Source organism: Reinekea forsetii (assembly GCF_002795845.1).
GTDB lineage: Bacteria > Pseudomonadota > Gammaproteobacteria > Pseudomonadales > Natronospirillaceae > Reinekea > Reinekea forsetii.
The window spans coordinates 1,649,299-1,672,143 of sequence record NZ_CP011797.1; the positions used below are offsets into that span (position 1 = coordinate 1,649,299).

The following is a 22,845-nucleotide window of genomic DNA, read 5'->3' on the forward strand; positions in this document are numbered from 1 at the left end:
CTTGTGATGGCTGAGGAAGATTCCTCCCAGGAAAAAACAGAAGAACCCACGTCCAGGAAACTCGAGAAAACGCGCGAGGAGGGCAACGTCGTGCGCTCGAAAGAGCTCAACACCAGCGCTATCTTGATCGTGTCGGCAATCTGTATTCTGGTATTTGGTCCGTTGATGGGCAACACCCTAATGGAAGTGATGCGCTTCTGTTTTGATTTCGATGCCCGTGCCAGTTGGGACACCAATATCAGCGGTGAATATTTCTTGGCCTCTATCTATGCCGCCTTTACCGCGCTGTTACCTTTCTTTGCTCTGCTGCTGTTAACCGCGCTGGCTGCGCCGATGAGCCTGGGTGGCTGGAACTTTTCGACCAAGGCCTTAGCCCCGAAAGCATCGCGTATGAATCCCTTCTCGGGGCTCAAACGGATGTTTTCAATGAATTCCTTAGTTGAACTGCTCAAAGGCTGGGGTAAGGTCATCGTTGTCGCCACATCCGCCATCCTGGTGTTATTCGGCCTGAAGGATCAGTTTCTATCGATGATTTTTGAACCGACCCCAAACGCCATTGCTCACGCCAGTAGAACCCTGGCCTGGTCCTTTCTATTGATGGCCTGTAGCACGTTGATAATTGCCCTTATTGACGTGCCGTTTCAGATTTTCAGTCATGCCAAAAAACTGCGCATGACCATGCAAGAAATTAAGGACGAATATAAGAGCTCTGAGGGTAAGCCGGAAATTAAGGCCAAAATTCGTCAGTTGCAGCGCGATATGGCCAATCGACGCATGATGAGCGATGTGCCCGAGGCCGATGTGATCATCACCAACCCAACGCACTATGCTGTAGCGCTAAAATATAAGCCGAACGAGATGCCGGCTCCGCTGATGGTCGCCAAGGGGGTTGATATGGTGGCACTGAAGATTCGTGAAATTGGCGGAGAGTATAAGGTGCCAATTCTGGAGCTGCCGGCCTTGTCGCGATCTATTTATCACCACACCGAGATTGGTGGCGAAATCCCCGAAGGGCTCTATATTGCCGTGGCCCAGGTCTTGGCTTATATCTATCAGGTGGAGCAATGGAAAAAAGGCAACGTGCAGGAAAAACCACAAGAACCGTCGTATCCCATTCCAAACGATTTACGCCAAGATACCTAATGGGAACCAACTTGCCCAACGCCAGGCTGGGCACTTAGTGGCCTAGGCCTTAATGCAATAGCCGATCCAGCAGCCAAGCCAGACCGAACAACGGCGCCTGATGGAGCAGATAAAACAGCAAGCTGTGTTGGCCCAACCAAGCAACGGGCCGCCTGAGCCAACCCAACGGCATCGAATAGACGCCCCAAAACTCGCGCTTGGCCAGATATATGCCGATCAACACCATGCCGAGCCAGGGAATCAGACGCGTCAGATCTTGAGTGCCGCGCGGCAGATGCAGGGTCGGTTGGAGTGCTTGGTAGAGCGGTGCCAGGTTAAACCAGTCCAGCAGATTGTAGAGCAGGAAGATTGCCACCCCAGTAATCAAGGCCGTCCTAGGGGCTTTGATAAAGGGCAGGGCCAAGACCGATGCCACGGCAATAAAATGCAGCACGCCAAACCAAACCCAGGACTGCGGGTACATCAGGTAGGTGGTTAGGCTAATCACCAGAGCGCCAGCGATAATTTTTACTTCACGCAGATAGAAATGGCGCCATTGGATCGCTTTGCTGTGGCCCAGATACAGGCCGGCGCCGACCGCGATAAAGAAGAGTGTGACGATGAGGTAGCGAAACCAACTGAAAAATCCGCCGTTCATTTCGAACCGAAGGAAGCCAAAAGCGCTTAGGTCATAGCAAAAATGGAAACCGGCCATCAACAGAACGGCCAGCCCCCTGAGCTCATCGACTAACGGGATGCGTTGGCCAGTGTGAACTGCACCGGAGTTCACATCAGACATGCTTGACATTCATTAGGCAAAAAACGGCATAGTGAGCAAAGTTGCCATTAGTTCGCGTCTTTGAAGTCTGGCATCGGCACACTGGGCAGATAGACCAGTTGGTGGTTGGGTTGCGTTACCTGCCAAGCCAGTTGATGTTGCACCGTTGCGGTGGAAGAGCGCCAAGAGGATTTGAGGATCAACCGATCGGCAGCCAGTTCGTTGGCGTAATCGGCCGATGCCGGTTGCGCCTCAGCGCTAGGGTCGGAAAGCACCCGCTGCGTGACGGCCGGGCCATATTGGCTGTTCATCAGCGCCAAAATCTGCTGATATTGGTCTACCGCCTGCTGAATATTCGCCGGATCGTTGGTGGTAAATAGGAACCGTCCCTCGATCAGCATCAGGTCCTTGAACTGATAAACAATACGCGCCTGCTCAACACCGGGAATATCAGCCTGGTAAATTAGATAGTCTAGTTCACCGATGGGCGTCAGATTGAGCCTGCTTTCAAGCGCGCGGATCTCGGCCGGCGACATGCCCCACGCGGCCTCACCAAAGTCTGCCCCATGAACTGGAGCAAAGCCCAGCACCATTAGGCAAAGCGCAGCCAGGCCGACTCTCTGCAACTTATGCAGCCGGCTAATTAAACAGATCAAGGAGTTCATCGCCTGATAAGGTATTAAAGTCCTTCAGGACCCGTTCTGGTTTCTTCGGTTTGACAACTTCCGGCTTGGCTTTGGCGTCGGCCTGAGCTTGGGCCAAACGTTGATTCGCCGTATTGAGACCGGAGCTGCTGTCCTTCAGGCCGTTTTCTTCCAGGAATTGTTGATAAGCCGACTTCATGCGCTTATGTTTATGCTTTTCCAAGCGGTTGTGGCTGGGTATTTTGCCCATCTCGCCCTGCTTGATAAAGTCTTTCTTCGATCCTGTTTTTACACCCAGTAGGCCTTTCATAGACCGGGATTTTGACTTGCGTGGCATACTTCGTCCATTAATGTGTTAATAATTGGGCTATTATAGACTGTTCTGAATCATAAATATCGGAACTATCTATGGAATACCGTCAATTAGGGCGTACAGATCTAAAAGTGTCTAAAATTTGCCTAGGTACTATGACTTGGGGCGAGCAAAATACCGAAGCCGAAGCCCATGCGCAGATGGACTATGCCTTAGCGCATGACATTAATTTCTTCGATGCCGCTGAGATGTATCCCGTCCCGCCCAGGCCGGAAACCCAGGGCCGGACCGAATCCTATATAGGCACCTGGCTCGCCAAAACCGGTCATCGCCAACGATTAATCCTGGCCTCAAAGGTGGCCTCGACCGGCATGGACTATATTCGGCCCGATGCCAATCTGCGCGCCGAGCAGATTGTCGCGGCGGTAGAAAGCAGCTTGGAGCGCCTAAGAACCGACTATATCGATCTGTACCAATTGCATTGGCCAAGCCGTTCGACCAATTTCTTTGGCAAGTTGGGCTATAGCGCTAGTGACAACGCGGACCAAGACGTTGCCATCGAAGAAACCCTGATCGCTTGCGATCGCCTGATCCAGGCTGGCAAGATCCGCCATCTCGGTCTGTCCAATGAGACGCCCTGGGGTGTCGCCGAATTCTTGCGGGTGTCTCGCGCAGCCGGCCTGGCCCGGGTGGTCTCAATTCAAAACCCTTACAGCCTGTTGAATCGGACCTTTGAAGTGGGACTGGCGGAGTTTGCGCATCGTGAACAGGTTGGTCTACTGGCCTATTCGCCGTTGGCCATGGGCCTGCTCAGTGGCAAATATCGTCACGGTGCTAAGCCGGAGGGTTCCCGACTGTCGTTGTTTACCCGTTTTCAACGCTATAACTCGACCTTGGCGGAAAATACCACGGAGCAGTATTTGACCATTGCCGATCAGTTCGGTCTCGACCCGTCTCAGATGGCACTGGCTTATGTCAGTAGCCGCTCCTTTGTGACCAGTAACATTATTGGCGCCACCAATCTGGTGCAGCTGGCGAGCAATATTGCCAGCGCCGAGCTGAGCCTGAGTGACGAGGTGCTGAGTGCGCTTGAGGCCGTTCATGCCAGTCAGCCGAACCCTTGTCCCTAAGGGCTAGAGAATCTTAAGACCGATGCGCGCAGCGCTAATATTGACCACCGACAGCGTCAGTTCCGGGCCCTCTATTGGCAAGCCAACGATCTTGGCTTGGACCTTCATGCCGACGCACCAGTCGGTGACCGGGGTCGTAGGTCGATGGATGCCGATGCCGCCGTTCGAGATGTCCCGGGTTTCGACCCGCAGGCCCTGACCCTGATCCAGGGTCATCTGAACAATCATCTTGATCGGTGTGCGCGGATGCTGTCGTTGGTCATCGTCCATAAGGCCTTAAATGACCGAATAGGTTAAAGGATTGCTGTGATTTTGGCCGATCCTCACCATTGATCCCTGAGTTGGCGCAGTGCCAGAAAGCGCCGGCGGGTAGACTCGGTATTGGTTTCGTGGATCTGGGTGATATGCTTGACCTGGTCCGAATCCAGATTTAGGAAAAGGTTGTAGCGACACTCCTCGTGCCAGCTTTGTATCGCACGCTGGTCCGGGCTCTGCTTCTCAACGGCCAGCAAGGTTTCTGCCGCCGCCTGGTTTTGGGGCCCATGGTGCAGGGTAAACTTCAGATTGGTCACCAGATAATCGTGCCCGCTGTACAGTCTGCTGGTCGGCGTTAGCCGTTTGCTCAGACGCATAACGGTATCGAACAGGGTGTTGGCATCGCCGGATTTGACATTGCCGACGCCGGCATTGAAGAGCGTATCGCCACTGAGGATGAAATCCTCACTCGGTCGGTCCGCGTCCTGATAGAGGTATACACTGTGACCGGGCGTATGACCCGGTGCCAACAGGTGGGTTATCGAGTGTCGACCCAGCACCACCTGCTGTTCGTCGTCGAGCCAATGATCGGCCTCGAACTTAGCCTGGCAGGTGCTCGGGGCAAAGATCGGCGCACCGGTCAGCTCTTTCAGTTTGTGCACATGTCGAATATGATCGTGGTGCTCGTGGGTAACCCAGATTTGTTCAATAACTAAGTTATTGGCCTGTGCCAAGGCTATTAGATGTTCCGCCGAGAACGGATCCACGGCCGCCGTGACCCGGGTCTGGGGACAATAGACCAGGTGGTTATAGTTATTGGCGGAGTTTGGCACATGAGTACGGAGTATTTGCATATTATTCACGTTAACTTAATTTAAATTAGTGTAGAGGTTCTAACCCTTATGGTGAAGTTTTTTGCCGTTATTTCACCGGCTAAAACCTTGGATTTTGAATCCGAGGCGCCGACCGATGTTCGCACCCGTTATCGCTCTGGCGACCAGGCAAGTGCCCTAATCGGCCACTTGGAGGGGCTTTCGGTGGCGGAAATACGGAGTTTGATGCACTTAAGCGAGCCGCTCGCGCAACTCAATGTCGATCGGTATCACGCTTGGCAGTCGACCATGACACGAGCCAACAGCAAACAGGCCTTATTTGCCTTTCAGGGCGATGTCTATACCGGCCTGAGTGCCAATACCCTGACCGAGCCACAGATCGACACGGCTCAGCAACGGGTGCGCATCATCTCAGGTCTCTATGGACTGTTGCGGCCGCTGGATACCATTCAACCCTATCGTTTGGAGATGGGCACCCGACTAAAAACTGAGCAGGGTACCAATCTGTATCAATTTTGGGGCAATCACATTACCGAACTGTTAAATGCCGATCTACAGGCTGCCGAAGCCGATATCTTGATCAATCTGGCGTCACTGGAGTACGGCAAGGCCATAAACCGCAGCCTGGTAACGGTGCCGATGGTGACGCCGGTCTTTAAGGATGAGAAGAATGGCGAATACAAGATAATTTCCTTTTTTGCCAAAAAGGCGCGCGGTATGATGATTCGTTACCTATTAGAAGGGAGCATCGCCGAACTGAATGATATCAAAGCCTTTAATTATGGCGGTTATCAATTCAGTGCGGCCGATTCGGATCAGCAGATCTGGACCTTTAAACGGCCCAGCCAATAAACACCCACCAATAAGGACTTTTATGCGAATTTCTTTGCAGGCCTGTATAGCTACTAGCGTTGTGCTGCTCATGGCGAGCTGTGCTCAACTGTCACCTCAACAGGTAGACTTTGCGCCCACAATCCGCACTGACGGGCTCATCCAAGGACAAGGAACGGTTAGCCTAGAGGTCAGCGACAAGCGCCCAGGCAGTACCATCGGCTTGCGCGGGGGGGCCTATGCCCAGAGCGCGACTATTACCGCGCAAGCGCCATTGCGAGAGCTGATCGAACGTTTGGCCACGCAAGTGTTGGCAAAATCTGGCATGACGGTGACCACCAGCCTACCGGAGACGCGCATCGACATTTCGCTTGAGCAACTGACCTATGCGGTGACCCCATTGCGGGCGAGCATCAAACGCTCAACGGCGTCGGCAGAGATCAGCGTTAAGGTCGAGCGAGGCAATATGACCTATGTGAAGAATCATACCACCAGCCAATATATCGATACGGTGGGCTATGCCAGCGAAGAGAAGAATTCGGTTTTATTGAATGAGGTATTTGACACCGTGCTGGAGAATTTATTCAGTGATGCGGGGCTGGAAACCTTCTTGAGCAACTAACAACCCCTGCCATCGGCCATCGATGGCGACACTGAGCCTAGAGATCGTCGAGATTGTGTTCACTGAAATAGCTGGCCATGAAATCGACGAAGGCTCTGCTTTTGGCCGACAGATAGCGATTTTCCGGATAGACCACATGGATGGTGCGCACTGGAAAGTTGATTTCGGGCAGAATATGGACCAGCTTACCGGAATCTAGGTGTTCCCGAATCATATAGATGGGCAGGGCAGCGATGCCCATACCATTGAGCGTGGCTTCACAGAGTGTGTCCAAGTCATTTACCGTAAAGCGCCGGTCCTTGTTGGTCAGGCCGGCTTCCTTAATAAAGCGCTTGATCCAGCGCGGTTCGGCGAAATCGATGCCCGACACCATCAAAATAAAGTGATTAACCAATTCATTCAAAGCCTCTGGCTTGCCTTGCTTGGCCAGGTATTCCTTGGACGCGGCCAAGATAACCTTCTGCCGGGCCACTGGCCGGGCCACCAGTCTGCTGTCTTGCAGCGAGCCCAAATGAATGCCCAGATCGATGCCCTCGCGCACCAGGTCCAAGCCTTTGTCGGCCAAGGTAAGGTCAAAGTTCACATTCGGATACTGGATGAGGAACTGCGCAAAGATTTTCATCAGCATCGATCGGCCGAAGGTCGGGGTAGCGGAAATCTTGAGTGTGCCGCGCGGGCTGGTTTCAAGATCCTTGACCATATGTTCGGCCTCTTCCAAATCCTCGAGCAGGCGGCTGCAGCGATTAAAAAACAGCTGGCCGGCCTCTGTCGGGCTCACCGAACGGGTGGTTCTGTTTAGTAAACGCACCCCGAGGCGATCCTCTAACAAGCTGATTTGCTTACTGACCGCCGACGGCGTCAGACCAATCTGATGGGCGGCATTGGTAAAGTTGTTGGCTTTGACGACGGTGGTGAAGATGATCAGAGAGTCCAAGCGCGCCATAGTGCTATTTCCTGAGGATAGTTCGAAGAATAGTGCAAAATAATAGAGCCTCTATTTATAATAATCCAGAGGTATTGATGAAAATAATTTCACAATGCCGTAGTAGCGGAAAATTCATCGGTAAAAAGGGCGCGCCTGGCAGCGGCCTAATCGGACTGGCGCGGGTATTTGCTTACAAATAGATACCTTTTAGCGGTTCAGTTTTTACCTCCGCAGTCGTTAACCCTTCTATCGTTAAGTTGGTTCATTGGGTAGGTATGGGTCGACCAGGTCGATGATACATCCGCCACGAGCTAGAAGGAATTTTTATGATTTCAAATCTCAACTATCCCCAAGGCGCCCCCATGAGCCCGGCCGACTATCGCTCCAGTCAGCCTGGCACGGCGAAAACCGACTCGAACGCCAAGCCAATTGCCACCGAGGCGATGGCCCCATCGGCACCGATCTCGCGTGCGGAAAACTTTAATGTGGAGGCTCTCGTCGAGCAGATTTGGGGTTTTGCCAGTGCGCGCATTGCCACCGCGCAAGCTAATGGGGCAACTGACGCAGAACTGGACTCGCTCTGGCAATCGGCGGAGAAGGGGGTCAAGCAGGGTTTTGGCGAGGCCAAAGATTACCTTGATGGCATGGATGCATTAGATGATCCGCTTACCCTAAAGATTAATTCCGCCTTCGGTCAAATTATCGATAAACTCAATGCTCGCGATCTGAGCACCGTTGCCGCCAGTGCGGAGACACCGATAGCAGCGCCGATCCGGGCCGAGCCTGCCCAGCAGCGCGGGGCCAGCCGGTATCAATACCAACGGCAGACCTTTGCCCTAAACCTGACCACAGAGCAGGGCGACCAGATCCTGATTCGCTCCGTTGCCGAGCAAGAAGCCCGTTTAGAAGACCAGCAGTTCGGGCGTAATTCCTCGACTAACTGGGGCTCGCGCCAATCGAATGAGTTCAGCCTGGTCATCAAGGGTGACCTAAACGAGCAAGAGGCGGCCGATCTAGATCTGTTGCTGGCTCAAGTCAATGAACTGGCGGCGGAATTTTATGACGGCGACTACGATACCGCCTTCAAGATGGCCGCTGATCTGAATATAGATGGCTCGAGCCTAAAATCACTCGATTTGTCGATGAGAGAGGTCGAGCAAAAAGCTGTCTCGGTCTACAGCCAAACCGCTGACCTGCCGGGGCGTTTGCCAAAAGGCCTAGAGCCGTTGCAGCAATATGCCGAAAAACTCATGGCGGCTCAGCTGCATTGGGCCGAGAAATTCAACGCCCCAGAAGCGTTTCTGCAGACGCTGCAAAATCACCCGACTAACCACGGTCGACTGGGTCAGATTGCCCAGCTCCTGCTAGCCTAGTAGCCTCTAACCGCCAAGGGGACCGGTAAAACGGTCCAATATCCTGAGGATTTGTGTACAATCGTAAATTCATCCGGTGCCATTGTGGCAGGAAGTTTACTATGCGCTTGTTTCTCTATCACACGCTCGGGTGCCACCTGTGTGAGTTGGCCGAAGCGGCCGTTCAACAGGTCTTGGATGCAGCGTCATTCATCGAACCGCTGCAAGTGGAAAAGATCGATATTGCCTTAGATGAGCAATTACTCGCCCGTTATGGCGAGACCATTCCGGTGATCAGGTTGGAACATGCCGATGAGATACTCGGTTGGCCTTTTGAGCCCTCAATGGTAGCGGCCTATCTGAGCGCAAACAGAGCGGGGCAAAGCTAGTAGCTCGCCCAGCTAAACCCGCTCAAACCCATAGGAGCCGGTCATCAGTGAAACGCTATTGGTATTTGGTTAGCCAGCCCAGCATCGCCCTATTGCGCAACGCTTGGCCAGTGGAAGTCTATGCTGCCTTCTGCAGTCAGGACGATTACCAATTGATTCGTTGTGAATGGGGCCGATGTGCCATCAATCGTTGATCAGCCTTCGGAGCAGACAATGAAGTCACTATCCGCCTGGTTATTGGCCCTTGCGCTGGTGGTCAGCCCATTGGGCGCCGGCCTTTGGTTTAATCAGGCCTATTTGGGCTGGCTGAATGAATCGATACCCGACGCCAACGCCTATGCTGCGGCCTGGCAAGAGACGGTCGATGGCCAGCAACAGCTGCGCCATCCGGCGGTCATTCACTGGCTGCCCAGTGCTTGTCTGTGTCGCTTGCTGACGCTGCCACATGCGGTGCAGATTAGTGCCGAGGCCGCCGAAAACGGTTTTAATATTTACCAGTTTAATGGCGCCGATCGGGGCTTGGGTGAGATCAGATCGGTGTTATTAGAGCCAGTCCTTGGCGCCAGCCCGACCATTTTAATTACCGATACCAGCGGGCAAGTCCGCTATGTCGGGGCCTACAGTGATGGTATTCGCTGCGCCAGTGGCGACAGCCTGGTTAATAGCTTTATTGCCGATCCGCAGGCCTTACCTCAGCATCGGGTGGTCGGCCTGAACGTTCAGACCTGTCGTTGCTTGACGCCCTAAGGCCTAGGCCGATTCGAATCCCCAGCGCGGGGAGCCCAGTTACCCCGGTGACAGAGATCAAGCTCAGGCGAGCGGTCGCTTGTGACTTGATCGAGGCGCTGCGTTAGAATAGCCCAATAGCCAACAGAGTGATGTGCATGCAACCTCAGACCACGGCCATTAAGGCGCTCTTTGTGTACCCGGTGAAGTCGCTCGGGGGTGTCAGTGTTGCGACGCTGCGTTTTAATAGCGCCGGGGTGGTTAACGATCGGCGCTATATGTTGGTCGATGGAAAAAACCGCATGCTGACGCTGCGCTCTCATTCTCAGTTGTCACAATTTCATCTTGCACAGCTTGAGGGGGGCTGGCAGGTCAGTAATCATAAGGGCTCTGGCATCTTGATCGCGGATAACGCGAGCACCGAGCAGCTGATCGACACCGAGGTCTGGTCGACGCCCATCCGGACGCGAGAAAAATCCTTCGAGGTTTCCGCCTGGTTTTCTGAACAGCTGGATGAATGGGTGCGGCTGGTGGAATTCGACGATCTGGAAAGCCGTTATTGCCCAGTCGATCAACACCAGATGCCCTTTGGCTTCGCCGATGTTTTTCCCTTACTGGTCTGTAATGTGCAGAGTCTCAAACAGTTGAGCCAGGCGGTTAAGTATCCCTTGGCCATGGCCCGATTTCGGCCCAATGTGGTGATCGATGTGCCGGCCGATAGCGAGTATCAGATTGGCGCACTAAAGTGCGAGGAGGGTGGCCAGTTGCTCTTTGCCGAGCCCTGTGTGCGCTGTAATGTTCCGGCCATCGATCCGCTCACCGGCGTCTATCAAAAAGATTTACATCCCCAGTTAAAAGCCCAGCTTAAGCGCGACAGTAAGGTGGTCTTCGGCCTTAACGCCTGCGCCATTCACTGTCGACAATTGTCGGTCGGACAAGTTTTAGTAACAGTCCCGGGCTAAGTTTGCCCCGATGGCCCTAGTCTATTGAGGCACCAAGGCCATCGAATCATTGCTCACAAAGCTAATGCCAGGGGTTGTCCAGGCTGACATACGCCATCCCGTCTTAGTGGTAAGGGCATAGATCTGACTGTAGGCCAATACCGACTTAACATAGCCACGAGTTTCATCGAACGGAATGCTTTCGATCCAGATGGTCATCTCGGTTGGGAAGCGTTCGCGCCATTGGATGACTCGACTCGGGCCGGCATTATAGGCTGCGGTGGCATAAACGGGGTTCTCGAATCTTTTTATCAGATCACTCAGGTAATTACTGCCCAGGGCGATATTGGTGCCCGGCTGTTGCAGATCCGCTGTGGTCGCATAGGGCACCTTGTGTTGCGTAGCGACCTGTCGCGCCGTTCGCGGCATTAGTTGCATTAGGCCATGGGCGCCGGCAGGACTGACCGCCGCGTGTTGATATCGGCTCTCTTGACGCATAACGCCATAAAGCCAAAACGCGGGTAAGTTCAGACGGTCCGCTTGATCTTCGATAAAGGCACCGTAGGCATCGGGATAACGCAGGTGAATTAGATCATAGCGACCGCTCCAACCGGCGGATTGTGACGCCTTGGCATACCAGCCCCAGTTCAACGCTAATTCGGCGGCGCTGTGTTGTACGCCGTTGGCCTGTTCGCGCACCCAAAGATTCCATTCTACTTGCGCTCGGGCTGTCTGGCCGGCCAAAAATAGCGCTTTGGCGCGGCGCAGTTCCGGCTGCTGCGCCAATTTGCTGCTATCCCGTGGGGGATACTGTGGATTGGCATTTAAGCTCGGCTCGGTACCTAGGACACCGGCGGCCAAGAAACCATAGTAGAGTCGCTGGCCACTTAGGGCGATTAGGCTGTTGTCGTCAGCCAGCTGGCCCTCAGTCTTATAGCGTGCCAGACCATACCAATAGAGCCATTGATCGGAGCGTTGCAAGCTCGGACTGAGGTCCTGGTAATACGCCACTATTGCCGGGTAGTCCTCTTGGCTTAGGGCGATCTGTAGGCGCCAATGCTGAACCAGCTCGTCGTCCTTATCGGGATCGGCAATGGCCAGCCAGTAGGCCGCCTCGGGTAAAGGCAGTTTGGCCATGGCAATACCCAGATAACGAGATGCGGTGCGTACATCGGCTGGGTCGATTGCCGGACTGGCCTTAACAATTTGTGACCAAAGATTCGAGGCTGAGCGGGGATCTCGGTAGGCCAGGCGATTCACCGCTGCCAGCGCCAACCCGCGCATCTGTTCTGAGCTGGGATCGTAGCGTTGGCTGATAATTGCGGTTGGGTCGTCATAGACCCGAACCAGAAATTGCCCGAGCTGCTGAGATTCTTGGTCTCTGTAGAAGCGGTTCAAATAGCGCAAAAGGGTGCCGTTGCGGGCGTAGAAGGCCGCGAGCTGACGTTGCCACACCACCGGGGTGGGATCGCTTAGACCGTCCAACCAGCCCTTAAAGAAGGGGTCGCAATTGTCTGGCCGGGACCGTCCAGACAGCCAGAGTTTCTCAATGGCATCCGTATCGAGCGGTTGATCCAATGCCTGACGGGATTCAAAATAATAGCAAATGCGTTCTGGGTCGCTTTGGTTGGCAAAGACACGATTGATCGTGACCCAGTCCTGGCGGCGCACGAGTTCATCACGCCATTTCGGTTGAAAAAACCAATTGGCGGCTCTATTGGCTGGGTTTTGACGAAAACGCTTAACCTGGCCTGCGTCCAGCGTGGTGATGTTCTGAGTCAGCCAATGTTCATGATAATGGGGAAAGAGCAGTTCTTCCTGCCATTCGAACAACTGGGCTTCGGTGAGCTTAGCCTGATCTATGCGCTCAAGCTTGGCGTCGAAATCTGTGCTTGCCACGGCCAGGCTGGACCCGAACAACAATATACAACTTAGGGTGAGACGCATGATGACCACTGCTGGCAAAAGATTGATTCAAGGCTAAAGGATTTCACTCAGAATACAAGTTTCGAACCGGATTATTCGGCCCACAAACGACTTATCTAACCAAATTGAGCATAAAAAAAGGGCCAGCAAAGCTGGCCAATTAGGTGATCGGTCGATCGATCTAAGCCTTAGGTCTTGGTCCGTTTAAGCCGCTCTATCAGTATTAATAGACAGGGCGTCAACAGTAAGGTTAACAGCGTGGCGAAGGTCAAACCGCCGGCGATCGCCGAGGACAACTGCGTCCACCACTGGGATGACGGGGCACCGATGGACATATCGCGATTCACCATATCGATGGTCAACTGCATCACCATCGGGATCAGACCGAGGATGGTCGTGATGGTGGTCAGCAGGATAGGGCGTATGCGCTGGGCACAGGTAACCATGGCCGCCTCGACCGGGGCCAAGCCTTGCTTGCGAATTACATTGTAGGTATCGATCAAGACGATGTTGTTATTCACCACGATACCCGCCAACGCAATGATGCCGACACCACTCATCACGATCCCGAAGGTCCCCCCGGTCACCAGTATGGAAGCAAATACCGCCAAGGTTGAGGTGATAATGGCCGATAGGATCAACACCGCCTGCATCAGGCTATTAAACTGGGTAACCAGGATAATAAACATCGCAAAGAGCGCTATCAGGAAGGCATTGCCCAAGAAGGTCATGGTGTCCTGCTGCTCTTGTTGATCACCGACGAAGCGGAACGCGACATTCTCAGGGAACTCACCGCTGTCGTACAGGGCTTGTAGATCAACGCCCAGATCGGCCACCACGACCGAGACGGTCTCCCCGACGGCCAGATTGGCCTCGACATTAAAGGTTAATTTACCATCGGTGCGGAACAGGTCGCCCTGCTTGTTTTGCGCCTTGCGCTCGATAAAGTTACTGATCGGCACCTGTTGGCCACGCACGGTGATGGTCAGTTCATCGATCTGGTCCAGATCTCGGCCATTAAAGGGATAACGGGCCCGAATATCGACCTCGTCGTCGGCATCGTCCGGTCGGTAGGAACCAATCTTCAGGCCATTGGTGATCATCCTGATCGATGAGCCCACGGTGGCAACGTCGGTGCCAAAGCGGGTCGCAGCTTCTCGATCGACATCGATGCGCCATTCCAAACCGTCCAAGGGTCGGTTGTCGGACACATCCTTAATGCGAACGTCAGCCTGCATTCGCTTGACGACCAGATCGACGGCGGCGCGCAGAGCGACCAAGTCATCGGAGAAAAACTGCAATTGGATGTCGATACCGGTGGTCGGCCCCATTTGGGCTTCCTTGCTTTCGACCACGATACCCGGCACATCATTGGCCGAGTTGACGACCTGTTCCATGATAATGGACGTGCCCGGACGGGCTGGGGTCCAATCGACAAATTCCAGCATCATCACGCCGATGGTGTCTTCCCGATAGTCGCGCAGCGGCGAGGCATTGACCTTGGTGGTCACGGTCTTGACATTGGCCACCTTGAGCACCTTAGCCTCGACCTGTTTGACCAGGGTGTCCCGTTCGGCTAGGGACAGATTGCCCCGCGCGCGCACGACAATAGAGCCGAAGTCGGCATCGACATTGGGGAAAAACTCGGTAGTGGGCGGATTCTCACCGATGGCGAAGACGATAAAGGCAAAGCCGGCAATAAACATCAGCGTCACCTTACCGGCATGGCGCAAAAGCAAGCCAATAAAGCGCACATACATACCGAGGATGCCGGGGATCTTATGGAACTCGCCATGATCGATGGCATCCATGGTCTTTTTCTGATTTTTCGATACCGCGATAGGTTTGCCAAACATAAAACCGAAGGCCGGCACGGCGATCAAGGCCATGACCATAGAGGCCGTTAGGGTGATCAACACGGTTTTCGGTAGAAAGCCCATAAATTCGCCGGGCAAACCCGGCCAAAATAATAGCGGCATAAACACCGCCAATGTTGTGGCTGTCGAGGCAATGACCGGCCAAGCCATGCGCGTAGCGGCTTCGCGATAAGCACTTTTCTTATCGGCGCCTTCCGACATACGTCGGTCGGCATATTCGGTGACCACGATGGCACCATCGACCAACATACCAACTGATAGGATCAAGGCGAACAGCACGACGATATTGAGGGTGATACCCATTAACGAGAGAGTTAAAATAGCCGCTAAAAACGAGGCCGGTATCGCCAAACCGACCAGCACGGCACTGCGCACGCCCAGGGTCCAGACAATGACCACAAACACCAGTAGGGTGGCGGTCAGCACCGAGTTAAACAGGTCGTTTAACTGCTGCTTGATCATCACCGAATTATCCTGGGTAAAGGTCACGGTAATGCCTTCGGGCCAAAAGGGGCTGACCGCCGCGACCACTTCCTTGGCCTGATCGATGGTGGCGATGACGTTTTCACCAACGCGTTTCTTGACTTCCAGGGTCACCGCCGGTTGTCCGTCGACCCGGGAAATACTATTGGCGTCCTTGTAGGTCCGTTGCGCCACAGCTATATCTCTAAAGCGCACCACCGTATCGCCGGAAACCTTTATCGGCAGGTCTAAAATGTCTTCCGAGGTCTCAATCAGGCCCGGCACCTTAAACGAGAATCGGCCGGCTCCGGTGTCCAGATTGCCGGCGGTGACCAACTGATTATTCCGCGACACTAGGTTGAACAGCTCGCTATGGGAAATGTTGTAACTGGACATCTGAGCCGGATCGATAATGATCTCGGCCACTTCCTCGCGCTTGCCGTTAATGGTGGCCTCGAGAATTCCCGATAGCGACTCAAGACGCTCTTTCAGGTCTTCGGCCACCCGGAATAGGACGCGTTCATCGACGTTGCCAGCGAGGGAAATATTGATCACCGGGAACAGCGCTAGGTTGATTTCTTGGACGGTCGGATCATCCGCTTCGGCCGGCAGTTTACCCTTGGCTGCATCCACAGCTTGGCGCACGTCGGTGAGCGCGACATCGATATCAACCTCTAAACCGAATTCCAAGGTCAGGGTTGCCCGGCCTTCGCTGGCGGTGCTGGTGATTTCCTTCAAGCCTTCGATCGAATTTAACTCTTGTTCGAGCGGCCGCACCAGCAGCCGATCGGAGTCCTCCGGCGAAATGCCCTCCAGCCCTGTGCCGACATAGACATAGGGAATGGTGATGTCGGGTTGGGCTTCCTTGGGGATGTTAATCAAAGCGACCACACCGGACAGAAAGACCAATAAAAACAACAAAATAACCGTGCGAGTCCGGTCTAACGACGCATTAATAATACCAATCACAACAGTTCCCCTTAAATTCCGACCGCAATATCAGCGTCGAATGGAACCCTGACCGGATTGGTGACGTCGCCAATGGTCACAAACCCCTGCCCAACGACAATGATGTCAGCCTGGTTGTCCAAGCCTTCGACCCAAACCCCATTCGGATCGGAATGAATAATGCTGATTTCACGAAATTGTACCGTCTCGGCCGCATCGAGCGTCTTCAGGCCCATTAGGCCATCTTCGTTAATAAAGAGCAGGGCGGGACTAATATAATGGCCTTGGAGCAGGCCCAGTTCGACGCTGGCAACCGAGGTCACACCGGACACAAAGCGACCGACCTTGGGAACCGTCAATTCGACCTGGAAGGTTCGCGTCGCCGGGTTGGTGACGGAGCCGATATAGCTCACCGTCGCGCCAACCGTGTCACCGCTGATCAACTCAACGGTGGCCGGTTGTTTTAATTTAAGCGATTGGATGTCTTTTTCCGAGACCGCACCAACAAACTTAAGCTGACTGTAATCATAGACATCGGCAATGGCATCGCCCTGGCGGATATAGCTACCGAGCTCTATATGGGTGTTTTCGATCTGCCCAGCAAAGGAGGCGCGAATGGTAAAGTTGTCCAATTGTAGGGTCAAACTGGCTAATTGTGATTTGGCCTGTTCAAGATTGGTCAGGCTGGCGGCAAGTTGCGCTTCATTGAGCAAGCCCTGCAAGCGCAGTTTCTTGGCGCCCTCGTATTCCAGGCGGGTTTGATCCAAGAAGGCCTGGACCTGACGAATCCGGGCGGGCAGGTCTTGCGTGTCGAGCCGAACGATAACTTCACCGGCTTTGACCGTGTCGCCATCCTGCTTGTAAACGTTGAGCACCTTACCGGTCGCCTCACTGCGAATCGTGACGAACCGATCGGCTTCGGTGATGCCATTAATCGCTAAAGATTGCTGAACTTGGCGTGAAATACTGGTCACTACTTGCACACTTGGAATAAGTGACTTGACAGTGCCGGCGTTGGTAATCACAGTATCGGCCTCTTTTGAGGCGCCTGAGACCATCCACACTATAAAGGCTACGGATATTAAGACCGCTAGAATGGGTCCTGCTAATCTACTTTTAGACACACAATTAACCTCAGTATAAAATTGCGCCGAACATTAATCCGAATTCTTTTGGGCACCTAGTGCCATAAGTCAGTGTTTATGAGTCTAATAATATTTGATCAAGTACAGTTCGCATTAGGGGCCGCTCCACTTATGGATAAGTGCTCCTTTGCGGTAGAGAAGGGCGAGCGTTTGGCGCTCGTCGGTCGCAATGGGGCGGGTAAATCAACCCTACTAAAATTGATTCTCGGCCAGCATCTGCCCGACCATGGGGTGATTAAGTTCTCCCAGGGGATACGGATCGGTCACCTACAGCAAGAACTGCCTGCCGGTGATAAACGCAGCGTAATGCAGGTGGTGCTGTCCGGTGCCGCCGCGACCGGCGATGCTTTGTTTGAGTACCAACAGCTGATCAGCGATCCGGATCCGGATTTCGATCGCATGGGGGTGCTGCAACATATCATCGAAGAAAATGACGGTTGGCATTTTCAAACCAAGGCCGAGACCATCATTACCCGTCTCGATCTAAATCCGGAACAGGCTTTTGATAGCCTATCCGGCGGCTGGCGGCGGCGCGTATTGCTGGCTCAGGCGCTGGTCGGCGAGCCGGATCTGTTGATCCTGGACGAGCCCACCAACCACCTGGACATTCGTATGGTCGAATGGCTCGAGGAGCTGCTGCGCAACTTCAAGGGTACGCTTATATTTGTATCGCACGACCGGGCCTTTATCGATAGCTTGGCGACCCGCGTCATCGACCTGGACCGCGGCGATATCACGTCCTTTCCAGCGCCCTATGAGCTGTACCTTGAAAGCAAGGAAAAGGCTATGGAAGTTGAAGCCACTCAGCGGGCGTTGCAAAACAAGGTGCTGGCCCAAGAAGAGGTCTGGATTCGCCAAGGCATCAAGGCCCGTCGGACCCGTAATGAAGGTCGCGTCCGAGCCTTGAAGGCTATGCGCAGTGAATTGGGCGAACGGCGTTTTCAACAGGGCACAGCGAAGTTCAGCATCAATGCCCAGGCCCAGAGCGGCAAGATGGTGGTTGAGTTACTCAACGCCAGCTTCCGCTACAGACCCGAGCTCGAGCCGGTTATTAAGGATTTTACCGAGGTTGTGCTGCGTGGCGATAAGATCGCCCTAATTGGCCCCAATGGTATCGGCAAATCGACGCTTCTGAAGATGATGTTGGAAGAGTTGGCGCCAACGCATGGCGTGGTCACCCAGGGCACTAAGCTCAACGTAGCCTACTTTGATCAAGCTCGAATGGCTCTCGATCCGGAAAAAACCTTGGTCGATTCGGTCTCTGAAGGTCGTGACTTTATCGACATTGGCGGCAAAAGCCGACACGTTATCAGCTATTTAGAGGATTTCTTGTTCGCGCCAGAACGCAGCCGGATGAAGGTTCGCCAGCTCAGCGGGGGGGAAACCAACCGATTACTGCTCGCTAAGCTGTTCAGCCTGCCGGCCAATCTATTGGTGATGGATGAACCGACCAACGATCTGGATATGGACACCTTGGAACTGTTGATCGATCGGTTGTCGGACTTCACCGGGACGGTGCTATTGGTCAGTCACGATCGTTATTTTCTCGACCAATTGGCGACCAAAACCTGGGCCTTCGAAGGTAACGGTAATGTCCGCGCCTATGCTGGTGGCTATGAAGATTGGAAAGCTCAGGGTGGCAAATGGCCCGAGGCTAAAACCACCACACCCACTGCGCAAGCTGCTACGCTTAAGGATGAAACGGTCGCAAATGTGGCCGCAGTAGCGCCGGTTAAGGCCAAGAAGCGCAGCTATAAAGATCAACGCGAGTTTGATCAGATGCAGCCGGTGATTGAACAGTTGGAGTCGGATATTGCGACCCTGACCGCAGAGATCGCAGCGCCAGGTTTCTATAGCAGCCCCTCGACGGTGACCGGCCCAAAACTTGAACATTTGCTCCAGCTTGAAAGCACGCTCAACACCACCTTTGAGCGCTGGGCTGAACTGGAGGATATGGTCGGGTAATTAGAGATTGCCAACGGAGCGACAAATGAGTATCACGTATCTGTTTAAGTTCTTAGAAGATGGCTCTGAACTGAAGATTGAAACAGCCTCAGCGTCGGAAACCAAGCCGGACCGAGCGGCGGTGACGCCGGCGGCCTGGACCCAATTGGCTTATTGTCAGTGTTCAAACTGCCCGCTCAAGCGTGAGCAGGTCGAACACTGCCCGGCGGCGCTGGACATTCAGCCCATTATCGAAGACTTTCGCAAGATGCCGGGCTTTACCAAGGTTGAGGTGACGGTAGTGTCGGCCGAGCGTGAATATCGGAAAACAACCGGCTTGGAGGAGGGCTTGCGCTCGCTGATGGGTTTGGTGTTGGCCAACAGTGAATGCCCGATACTCAAAAAACTGCGGCCGATGGCGCATACCCATTTGCCATTTGCCAATCAGGATGAATTTATCATCCGCAGCGCCGGGACCTATCTGTTGCGCCAGTATTTTAACCTCAAAGATAACCAAGCCACTGACTGGAATCTCGAGGGTCTGGTGAACTTGAACCGGGAGCTGCAGTTGGTCAATCAAGCGCTCTGGCAGCGGGTTCATAGTGCGTGTGAACGGGACAGTAACTTGAAAGCCTTGTTGAGCTTTTTCACCCTATCGTCGAGTGTGTCCTATTCACTGGAGACACAGCTAAACAAGATTAAAAGCCGGTTCTTAAACGAAACCGATTCATTGCAGGCTATTGCTGGCCAAAAGGAGACCTAAGATATGGCCATTTGGCTACCGATCCTAGCCGTACTGTTGCTCGTCGGGTCCTTTATGTGGCTCAAGCCCTCGCCGCGGGATCAGTTTCTGGCCAAACTGCGCTCGCGCGCACTCGCGCAGGGCTTCAGTTTGGGCAGCCTTCGCGTGCCGGATACCAGTGCACACGGCCGCGTCAATCAGCGCTTTCAAATCGTCACCCTATACCAGTTGCCCGTGCAATTGAGCGCCAGCTCAGAGGGGCATTTTACGGTGCTGCGAACCACCGGTGAAGCCGGTGCCTATTTGCCCGACGGTTGGGCATGGGACCAACGAGACGGGCTGAACGAAAGCCAATACCAGCATTTAAAGAATATTTTGACGGCCTTACCCGTGTCGATCCAGCTCATTTCCTTGAGTGCCGGTTCTATCGGCCTAAGTTGGGACGAAAGCGATCCAGAGCTGAGTTTCGAACGCTTGAAGCGGGTCTTAACCGATATTGCTCAGGTGGCCCAGCAACGACTAGTGGGCTCTGCCTAAGGCCCATTCGGGCCGAACTTTCCTTCCACAACGCAGCGCCGTGCGATGGCATTCAGACCGTTCATTGGTTGACATATGGCGGCGTAAGGCTATTGTATTTGATAAATCAAACAAGCGTTTGAAACTTTCGTTTGATAAAGTCGTTTTGCGCATTTATTGCCAGACAATCATGCGATTGTTGAGCCAAACGACTAGATCGGGACACATTGTTAGGCCGGTTCGTGTCACAACACTAATGGAGACAAAACATGATCTACCAGGGCAAGAACATCACCGTGACCTCGCTCGCCGGGGATTTAGCCGAGCTGGTCTTTGATCTGGCCGGCGAGTCGGTCAATAAATTCGATCAACTGACCCTGGCTGAGCTGGGTGCAGCAACTGAGCACATGCGTGCGGCAAAGCTGAAGGGATTGTTGGTGACCAGTGCAAAACAGAGCTTTATCGTCGGCGCCGATATTAACGAATTCCAACAGTGGTTTGAACAAGACGAGGCGGGCATTATTGTCGATGTGCTCAAGGCCAACGCGATTTTTAGCGCCTTTGAGGATTTACCGTTTCCCACCGTCGTCGCGATCAATGGCATCTGCCTAGGCGGTGGCATGGAGATGGCCTTAGCCTGTGATTATCGTTTGATGTCGACCCAGGCCAAGGTCGGCCTGCCGGAGGTCAAGCTCGGCCTGTTTCCCGGTTTTGGCGGCACGGTGCGCCTGTCGCGCCTGATCGGCGCCGATAATGCCATCGAATGGATCGCCTCTGGTGCCGAAAAGAATGCCGCCGCCGCCCTCAGCGATGGTGCAGTTGATGCGGTCATCGAGCACGAGCAGGTTAAGGCCGAGGCCTTGGTGCTATTGCATCGGGTAGCCAGTGGTGAATTGGACTACCTGCAGCGGCGTCAAGCCAAACAGGGCAAATTACAGCTCAATCCAATTGAAAGCATGATGGTTTTTGAAACCGCTAAGGGCTTTGTCGCGGCCAAGGCCGGTAAGCACTATCCGGCCCCAGTTGAGGCCATTAAAACCATGCAAAAACACGCCGGTTTCGAGCGCGATAAGGCGTTGGCTATTGAAGCTAAGGGTTTTGCCAAGATGGCCAAGACGGCTGTGGCGAAAAACCTCATCGGGCTGTTTTTAAATGATCAAAAAATCAAGAAGATTGCTAAACAGCACGCGAAAGCCGCGCGCGATGTTAAGCAGGCCGCGGTGCTAGGCGCCGGCATTATGGGCGGCGGTATCGCCTACCAGAGTGCCTACAAGGGCACGTCGATCCTGATGAAGGACATCAATGAAGCCGGGCTGCAATTGGGCCTCGATGAGGCCACTAATATTTTACTCGCCGCGGTGGAGCGCAAACGTTTGGACGTGCGCGGCGTGGCCCAGACGCTAACGCGCATTAGACCGACCCTGAGTTATGGCGATTTTAACCAGGTAGATGTCTGCGTAGAGGCGGTCGTGGAAAACGTCCGGGTTAAAAAGACGGTTTTGGCCGAGGCCGAAACGCATCTGCGGCCCGGTGCCGTCTTAGCGTCCAATACCTCAACCATCTCGATTACAGAGTTGGCTAGCGTCCTGACCCGGCCGGAAGACTTCTGCGGCATGCACTTTTTCAATCCGGTCAATCGGATGCCGCTGGTGGAAGTGATTCGGGGTGAAAAAACTTCCGAAGAAACCATCGCAACCGTGGTGGCCTATGCCCAGAAAATGGGCAAAACCCCGATTGTCGTCAATGATTGCCCGGGTTTCTTGGTGAATCGAATCCTCTTTCCCTATTTTGGTGGTTTTGCCGGTCTATTGCGTGACGGCGCCGACTTTGAACGGGTCGATAAGCTGATGGAACGCTTCGGCTGGCCCATGGGTCCGGCCTATCTAATGGACGTGGTTGGTATCGATACCGGTGTCCATGCCCAGGCAGTGATGGCGGAGGGCTTCCCGGATCGCATGCAGCAGGATTATCGCACGGCGATGGATGTGATGTTCGATGCCGAACGCTATGGTCAGAAAAATGGCAGTGGGTTTTATCAATACGCGCTCGATAAAAAGGGCAAGCTGAAAAAGACGTCCGATCCGAGCGCGCATGAGCTGGTCGCTACGGTGCGTTTGGACCAGCGGGAGCTGAGCGATGATGACATTATCCATCGGCTGATGCTACCCATGTGTCTGGAGACCATTCGCTGCCTAGAGGATGGCATCGTCGCCAGTGCGGCCGAGGCCGATCTGGGTCTGATCTATGGCGTCGGTTTCCCGCCTTTCCGTGGCGGTGCCCTGAAGTATGTCGATGATCTCGGCGCGGCCGCCTTTGTGGCCCTGTGTGATCGCTATCAAGAGCTTGGCAAGCTCTATGAGCCGACCCAAAAACTGCGCGACATGGCAGCCAATAATCAAACATTTTACACCCAATAGGAGACGG

Annotated in this window: 22 protein-coding genes; 13 read left to right on the plus strand and 9 right to left on the minus strand. The window is 53.9% G+C overall.

Annotated features, from left to right (window positions below; translation table 11 throughout):
• The first annotated feature begins 6 nt into the window (after nucleotides 1–6).
• Nucleotides 7–1,143: a flagellar biosynthesis protein FlhB gene (gene flhB, locus REIFOR_RS07685; protein ID WP_100256998.1), complete on the plus strand. Its 1,137-nt coding sequence runs from the start codon at nucleotides 7–9 to the stop codon at nucleotides 1,141–1,143.
• Between the two features lie 49 nt (nucleotides 1,144–1,192).
• On the opposite strand, the gene REIFOR_RS07690 is transcribed toward flhB, so the two are convergent.
• The 3 genes from REIFOR_RS07690 to REIFOR_RS07700 are packed head-to-tail and all read right to left on the minus strand — an operon-like array spanning nucleotide 1,193 to nucleotide 2,881.
• The gene (locus REIFOR_RS07690; protein ID WP_158524323.1) at nucleotides 1,193–1,921 is read right to left on the minus strand and encodes a heparan-alpha-glucosaminide N-acetyltransferase; all 729 of its coding nucleotides are present in this window, start codon (nucleotides 1,919–1,921) and stop codon (nucleotides 1,193–1,195) included.
• Between the two features lie 47 nt (nucleotides 1,922–1,968).
• Nucleotides 1,969–2,556: a hypothetical protein gene (locus tag REIFOR_RS07695; protein WP_145980259.1), complete on the minus strand. Its 588-nt coding sequence runs from the start codon at nucleotides 2,554–2,556 to the stop codon at nucleotides 1,969–1,971.
• Nucleotides 2,540–2,881: a hypothetical protein gene (locus tag REIFOR_RS07700; protein ID WP_145980260.1), complete on the minus strand. Its 342-nt coding sequence runs from the start codon at nucleotides 2,879–2,881 to the stop codon at nucleotides 2,540–2,542. Before REIFOR_RS07700 ends, REIFOR_RS07695 begins: the two co-directional genes overlap by 17 nt.
• A gap of 71 nt (nucleotides 2,882–2,952) precedes the next feature.
• On the opposite strand from REIFOR_RS07700, the gene REIFOR_RS07705 reads away from it, so the two are divergent.
• Nucleotides 2,953–3,987 (plus strand): NADP(H)-dependent aldo-keto reductase, encoded by a 1,035-nt coding sequence (locus REIFOR_RS07705; protein WP_100257002.1) that lies wholly within the window; start codon nucleotides 2,953–2,955, stop codon nucleotides 3,985–3,987.
• A gap of 3 nt (nucleotides 3,988–3,990) precedes the next feature.
• Here REIFOR_RS07705 and REIFOR_RS07710 read toward each other — a convergent pair whose 3' ends face one another.
• Together REIFOR_RS07710 and REIFOR_RS07715 are read right to left on the minus strand one after the other, a co-directional pair.
• On the minus strand, nucleotides 3,991–4,257 hold the full coding sequence (locus REIFOR_RS07710; RefSeq protein WP_100257003.1) for a PilZ domain-containing protein: 267 nt from the start codon (nucleotides 4,255–4,257) through the stop codon (nucleotides 3,991–3,993).
• A gap of 53 nt (nucleotides 4,258–4,310) precedes the next feature.
• A complete protein-coding gene (locus REIFOR_RS07715; RefSeq protein ID WP_145980261.1) occupies nucleotides 4,311–5,096 on the minus strand; it encodes a hydroxyacylglutathione hydrolase family protein in 786 nt (261 codons plus the stop codon).
• A 48-nt stretch (nucleotides 5,097–5,144) separates the two neighbouring features.
• Here REIFOR_RS07715 and yaaA point away from each other — a divergent pair, with 48 nt between their 5' ends.
• Both yaaA and REIFOR_RS07725 read left to right on the plus strand, forming a co-directional pair.
• Nucleotides 5,145–5,927 (plus strand): peroxide stress protein YaaA, encoded by a 783-nt coding sequence (gene yaaA, locus REIFOR_RS07720; protein ID WP_100257005.1) that lies wholly within the window; start codon nucleotides 5,145–5,147, stop codon nucleotides 5,925–5,927.
• Nucleotides 5,928–5,997: 70 nt separating this feature from the next.
• Nucleotides 5,998–6,528 (plus strand): YajG family lipoprotein, encoded by a 531-nt coding sequence (locus tag REIFOR_RS07725; RefSeq protein WP_158524324.1) that lies wholly within the window; start codon nucleotides 5,998–6,000, stop codon nucleotides 6,526–6,528.
• 37 nt (nucleotides 6,529–6,565) lie between these two features.
• Here REIFOR_RS07725 and REIFOR_RS07730 read toward each other — a convergent pair whose 3' ends face one another.
• On the minus strand, nucleotides 6,566–7,471 hold the full coding sequence (locus tag REIFOR_RS07730; RefSeq protein ID WP_100257007.1) for a LysR family transcriptional regulator: 906 nt from the start codon (nucleotides 7,469–7,471) through the stop codon (nucleotides 6,566–6,568).
• Between the two features lie 308 nt (nucleotides 7,472–7,779).
• On the opposite strand from REIFOR_RS07730, the gene REIFOR_RS07735 reads away from it, so the two are divergent.
• The 5 genes from REIFOR_RS07735 to REIFOR_RS07750 all read left to right on the plus strand — a co-directional run bounded on the left by REIFOR_RS07735 (nucleotide 7,780) and on the right by REIFOR_RS07750 (nucleotide 10,882).
• Complete coding sequence (locus tag REIFOR_RS07735) at nucleotides 7,780–8,826, plus strand: DUF5610 domain-containing protein (protein WP_100257008.1); 1,047 nt, start codon at nucleotides 7,780–7,782, stop codon at nucleotides 8,824–8,826.
• A gap of 101 nt (nucleotides 8,827–8,927) precedes the next feature.
• Complete coding sequence (locus tag REIFOR_RS07740) at nucleotides 8,928–9,194, plus strand: glutaredoxin family protein (protein WP_100257009.1); 267 nt, start codon at nucleotides 8,928–8,930, stop codon at nucleotides 9,192–9,194.
• A gap of 47 nt (nucleotides 9,195–9,241) precedes the next feature.
• Nucleotides 9,242–9,388, plus strand: a complete 147-nt coding sequence (locus REIFOR_RS16860) for a hypothetical protein (RefSeq protein WP_158524325.1) — start codon at nucleotides 9,242–9,244, stop codon at nucleotides 9,386–9,388.
• Between the two features lie 19 nt (nucleotides 9,389–9,407).
• Complete coding sequence (locus REIFOR_RS07745; protein WP_100257010.1) at nucleotides 9,408–9,941, plus strand: DUF6436 domain-containing protein; 534 nt, start codon at nucleotides 9,408–9,410, stop codon at nucleotides 9,939–9,941.
• 137 nt (nucleotides 9,942–10,078) lie between these two features.
• Nucleotides 10,079–10,882, plus strand: coding sequence for an MOSC domain-containing protein (locus tag REIFOR_RS07750; RefSeq protein ID WP_158524326.1), 804 nt, complete (start codon nucleotides 10,079–10,081; stop codon nucleotides 10,880–10,882).
• Nucleotides 10,883–10,903: 21 nt separating this feature from the next.
• Here REIFOR_RS07750 and REIFOR_RS07755 read toward each other — a convergent pair whose 3' ends face one another.
• From REIFOR_RS07755 to REIFOR_RS07765, 3 genes are all read right to left on the minus strand, one after another.
• Complete coding sequence (locus tag REIFOR_RS07755) at nucleotides 10,904–12,808, minus strand: lytic transglycosylase domain-containing protein (protein WP_100257012.1); 1,905 nt, start codon at nucleotides 12,806–12,808, stop codon at nucleotides 10,904–10,906.
• Between the two features lie 167 nt (nucleotides 12,809–12,975).
• Nucleotides 12,976–16,095, minus strand: coding sequence for an efflux RND transporter permease subunit (locus tag REIFOR_RS07760; protein WP_227003798.1), 3,120 nt, complete (start codon nucleotides 16,093–16,095; stop codon nucleotides 12,976–12,978).
• A gap of 11 nt (nucleotides 16,096–16,106) precedes the next feature.
• Complete coding sequence (locus tag REIFOR_RS07765) at nucleotides 16,107–17,198, minus strand: efflux RND transporter periplasmic adaptor subunit (RefSeq protein WP_145980262.1); 1,092 nt, start codon at nucleotides 17,196–17,198, stop codon at nucleotides 16,107–16,109.
• Nucleotides 17,199–17,330: 132 nt separating this feature from the next.
• Between REIFOR_RS07765 and REIFOR_RS07770 the strand changes: the two genes are divergently transcribed.
• From REIFOR_RS07770 to fadB, 4 genes are all read left to right on the plus strand, one after another.
• The gene (locus REIFOR_RS07770; protein WP_227003799.1) at nucleotides 17,331–19,184 is read left to right on the plus strand and encodes an ATP-binding cassette domain-containing protein; all 1,854 of its coding nucleotides are present in this window, start codon (nucleotides 17,331–17,333) and stop codon (nucleotides 19,182–19,184) included.
• 25 nt (nucleotides 19,185–19,209) lie between these two features.
• On the plus strand, nucleotides 19,210–19,926 hold the full coding sequence (locus tag REIFOR_RS07775; RefSeq protein WP_100257015.1) for a DUF6901 family protein: 717 nt from the start codon (nucleotides 19,210–19,212) through the stop codon (nucleotides 19,924–19,926).
• Between the two features lie 3 nt (nucleotides 19,927–19,929).
• Nucleotides 19,930–20,442 (plus strand): hypothetical protein, encoded by a 513-nt coding sequence (locus tag REIFOR_RS07780; protein ID WP_100257016.1) that lies wholly within the window; start codon nucleotides 19,930–19,932, stop codon nucleotides 20,440–20,442.
• A gap of 248 nt (nucleotides 20,443–20,690) precedes the next feature.
• On the plus strand, nucleotides 20,691–22,838 hold the full coding sequence (gene fadB, locus REIFOR_RS07785; RefSeq protein ID WP_100257017.1) for a fatty acid oxidation complex subunit alpha FadB: 2,148 nt from the start codon (nucleotides 20,691–20,693) through the stop codon (nucleotides 22,836–22,838).
• Nucleotides 22,839–22,845: the final 7 nt, after the last annotated feature.

What these genes read in the sequence shown, in the direction of transcription:
- flhB (WP_100256998.1), top strand. Translation starts at nt 7, where the DNA reads ATGGCTGAGGAAGATTCCTCCCAGGAAAAAACAGAAGAACCCACGTCC.
- REIFOR_RS07690 (WP_158524323.1), bottom strand. Translation starts at nt 1,921, where the DNA reads ATGTCTGATGTGAACTCCGGTGCAGTTCACACTGGCCAACGCATCCCG.
- REIFOR_RS07700 (WP_145980260.1), bottom strand. Translation starts at nt 2,881, where the DNA reads ATGCCACGCAAGTCAAAATCCCGGTCTATGAAAGGCCTACTGGGTGTA.
- REIFOR_RS07705 (WP_100257002.1), top strand. Translation starts at nt 2,953, where the DNA reads ATGGAATACCGTCAATTAGGGCGTACAGATCTAAAAGTGTCTAAAATT.
- REIFOR_RS07710 (WP_100257003.1), bottom strand. Translation starts at nt 4,257, where the DNA reads ATGGACGATGACCAACGACAGCATCCGCGCACACCGATCAAGATGATT.
- REIFOR_RS07715 (WP_145980261.1), bottom strand. Translation starts at nt 5,096, where the DNA reads ATGCAAATACTCCGTACTCATGTGCCAAACTCCGCCAATAACTATAAC.
- yaaA (WP_100257005.1), top strand. Translation starts at nt 5,145, where the DNA reads ATGGTGAAGTTTTTTGCCGTTATTTCACCGGCTAAAACCTTGGATTTT.
- REIFOR_RS07725 (WP_158524324.1), top strand. Translation starts at nt 5,998, where the DNA reads ATGGCGAGCTGTGCTCAACTGTCACCTCAACAGGTAGACTTTGCGCCC.
- REIFOR_RS07730 (WP_100257007.1), bottom strand. Translation starts at nt 7,471, where the DNA reads ATGGCGCGCTTGGACTCTCTGATCATCTTCACCACCGTCGTCAAAGCC.
- REIFOR_RS07735 (WP_100257008.1), top strand. Translation starts at nt 7,780, where the DNA reads ATGATTTCAAATCTCAACTATCCCCAAGGCGCCCCCATGAGCCCGGCC.
- REIFOR_RS07740 (WP_100257009.1), top strand. Translation starts at nt 8,928, where the DNA reads ATGCGCTTGTTTCTCTATCACACGCTCGGGTGCCACCTGTGTGAGTTG.
- REIFOR_RS07745 (WP_100257010.1), top strand. Translation starts at nt 9,408, where the DNA reads ATGAAGTCACTATCCGCCTGGTTATTGGCCCTTGCGCTGGTGGTCAGC.
- REIFOR_RS07750 (WP_158524326.1), top strand. Translation starts at nt 10,079, where the DNA reads ATGCAACCTCAGACCACGGCCATTAAGGCGCTCTTTGTGTACCCGGTG.
- REIFOR_RS07755 (WP_100257012.1), bottom strand. Translation starts at nt 12,808, where the DNA reads ATGCGTCTCACCCTAAGTTGTATATTGTTGTTCGGGTCCAGCCTGGCC.
- REIFOR_RS07770 (WP_227003799.1), top strand. Translation starts at nt 17,331, where the DNA reads ATGGATAAGTGCTCCTTTGCGGTAGAGAAGGGCGAGCGTTTGGCGCTC.
- REIFOR_RS07775 (WP_100257015.1), top strand. Translation starts at nt 19,210, where the DNA reads ATGAGTATCACGTATCTGTTTAAGTTCTTAGAAGATGGCTCTGAACTG.
- REIFOR_RS07780 (WP_100257016.1), top strand. Translation starts at nt 19,930, where the DNA reads ATGGCCATTTGGCTACCGATCCTAGCCGTACTGTTGCTCGTCGGGTCC.
- fadB (WP_100257017.1), top strand. Translation starts at nt 20,691, where the DNA reads ATGATCTACCAGGGCAAGAACATCACCGTGACCTCGCTCGCCGGGGAT.